The organism is Methylobacterium sp. UNC378MF (assembly GCF_900103195.1).
Classification (GTDB): Bacteria; Pseudomonadota; Alphaproteobacteria; order Rhizobiales; family Beijerinckiaceae; genus Methylobacterium.
Window position 1 is genome coordinate 1 of sequence record NZ_FMWU01000073.1, and the last position, 2,307, is coordinate 2,307.

General features: G+C 65.0%; 2 protein-coding genes. Both read left to right on the forward strand.

What is annotated here, in order from left to right; all coding sequences use genetic code 11:
- The first annotated feature begins 287 nt into the window (after positions 1-287).
- Positions 288-512 carry a VOC family protein gene (locus tag BLT59_RS31585; protein ID WP_175544176.1) on the forward strand — a complete coding sequence of 75 codons (225 nt, stop codon included), beginning with the start codon at positions 288-290 and terminating at the stop codon, positions 510-512.
- Positions 513-514: 2 nt separating this feature from the next.
- Positions 515-1,930: a hypothetical protein gene (locus BLT59_RS30400; protein WP_244514214.1), complete on the forward strand. Its 1,416-nt coding sequence runs from the start codon at positions 515-517 to the stop codon at positions 1,928-1,930.
- The last annotated feature ends 377 nt before the right edge of the window (positions 1,931-2,307 follow it).

Here is a 2,307-nt window from a genome sequence, read left to right on the forward strand (position 1 = left end):
CAGCAGACCGCGGCCGGCACACGCCAGGTCGAGGCCGCCTCCGCCAACCTCACCGAACTCGCCCAGGCCCTCATGGCGCTGGCCGAACGCTACCGCAGTTAAGATCCCGACGCCGCCGCTCCGGGATTATCGGCGAGCGCCGATCTGCGCCCGCGCGACGGTGGCAGGCTGGTGGAGCGTTGCGTACGCCGTGGCTGGACGTTTCCGGATGCTTGATCGCACGGCTCTCGCCTTGCTGTTCGGGCCTGAGACGGAAGCCCGGACGGCCACGCATGGGGAGGATCAGCATGAGCGATCCGGATCCTGAGACGAATCCCAGGAAGGCGGAGCCGGCACCTGTCCACGAGGGACTCGTGGCTTACTTGACCGTCGACGGCCCGCTGAAGGCAGCCACGTTCTACGCGCCGGCCTTCGGTGCTCAGCAGGTCGCCGCGCTGCCCGCCGAGCCGCAGGACCAAATCATGTCTGAGCTGAACGGTGGATGGAACCTGCGGAGCGAGGGAGACGCGTGAACGTGAGACCGGGAATTTACGCGCTCGTCCTGGGGGCGCTGGCAACGGTTGGCCTTGCGGGCTCGGCCGCGGCCGGCTGGGAGGGGCCGGGGGCTCAGCCGCTATTCCTCAACGAGGCGGATCCGGCCGGCTACAACTACGCGCCCAGCATCATTACCGAGAACGGGACCACCGACCTGTGGTGGTGCGGCCAAGGAAAGACTGACGTCATCTTCCATCGCTCCTACGACCCGCGGACCGGCTTCTCGCCGGCTCAGGTCGTATTCCAGCCGACTCCGGGTTCTTGGAACCGCCAATACGTTTGTGATCCAAGCGTGATCCGGGGCCCCTTCATCAATCCAGCGGATGGCCGGACCTACGCCTACGCAATGTACTATTCGGGAGCAGACAATCAGCCCGGAAACAACAACCAGACGGGCCTGGCGTTCTCGAACGACAAAGTGACATGGGTCGACTACCCGGAACCGGTCATCAAGCCGATCAACCCGGCGATCGCGCAGGGCAATTACGGCACCGGGCAGCCGGCAACCTTCTCGGACGGGCGGTCCGGCCTCTTCGTCTTCACGACGGATCTGACCGGGCCGCAGGGCGTTCGAGGCTTCGGAGACCTCTACGTCCGGCACACGGCGGACGGCGTGCATTTCGAGTCACCGGTGCGGATCCCCAACGTCGCGACCGACGGGGCAACCATCAATCCCAACTCTGATTTCGCGTACGATCCCAAGGCTGGGGAAGTCTACGTTATCACCGGCCTCCCCGGCCGTGCCTGTCAAAAGGTGGCCTGCAAGGATCCGGCCCGGAATCCCGATCGTGAGACCTATCAGATGGGCCTCTTTAAAATGCCCCTGACCGTCCTCTTGAGCGGTTCACCGGCGGCATGGACGCCTCTGGGCTACCTGAACTCCGACGTGACCGGCTTCTATCTCAATCACAGTCCGGGTTTTCAGAGGGACGGTACGGGCAGTCTCGCCTCCTTCCTGCCGGACATCACGATCTTCTTCTCGGGCGGCGACCCGTATCCGGGCACCTGGCGGATCGCCGAGGCGCGCAAGTTGCGCGGCGCCGACCGACTGCCGCTGCAGCGCGCCTTCGGTCCGGGCGGACATTGGGTCACCACCGGCTATATCGGGCCGGGCTACACGATCGAGCGCAGCGTCGGCACCCTATTGACGCTTCCGGCGCCCGGGACCGCCATGCTGATGAGCTGCGCGGCCGGGCAGGATCACTTTCTCAGCAGAGACACGCAGTGCGAGGGCCAGACACCTCTCGGGCAGACCGGCTACGTCTATGAGGCGCAGAGGCCCGGCCGCCATCCGATCTTCCGCTGCAATGCCGGCGGTCACGATCATTTCGTCGCGACCGACGCCCGATGCGAGGGACACACCACTGAGGGGCTCCTCGGCTACGCACTCGACTGAGATCACCTCCACAGTCCGGCGCACCGGCCGGCTCCGTAACACTGGCAGGAGCGAGTTGCGCAGAGCCAAGTCTCCGCCGGCTTGAGCGCCCGCAAGACGCGGTATGCTGGCCCGGGGATAAAGCCCCGATCGACTGTCGCCAGCTTATCGACTGCTGCATCGCGCGGCAGAAAATACTCGCGCAGTTAATCCGGATTTAACCTTAACCGGTATTCTTGGGTGTCCCCGAGAATCGGGTTGCTCCGGTTGGAAAGTTAGCGATCCATGTCCTCGATCACCCTTTCGTCCGCCACGCGTCAGAACCTGCTCTCGCTGCAGGACACCGCCCAGCTGATGGCGACCACGCAGAACCGGCTCGCGACCGGCAAGACGGTCAA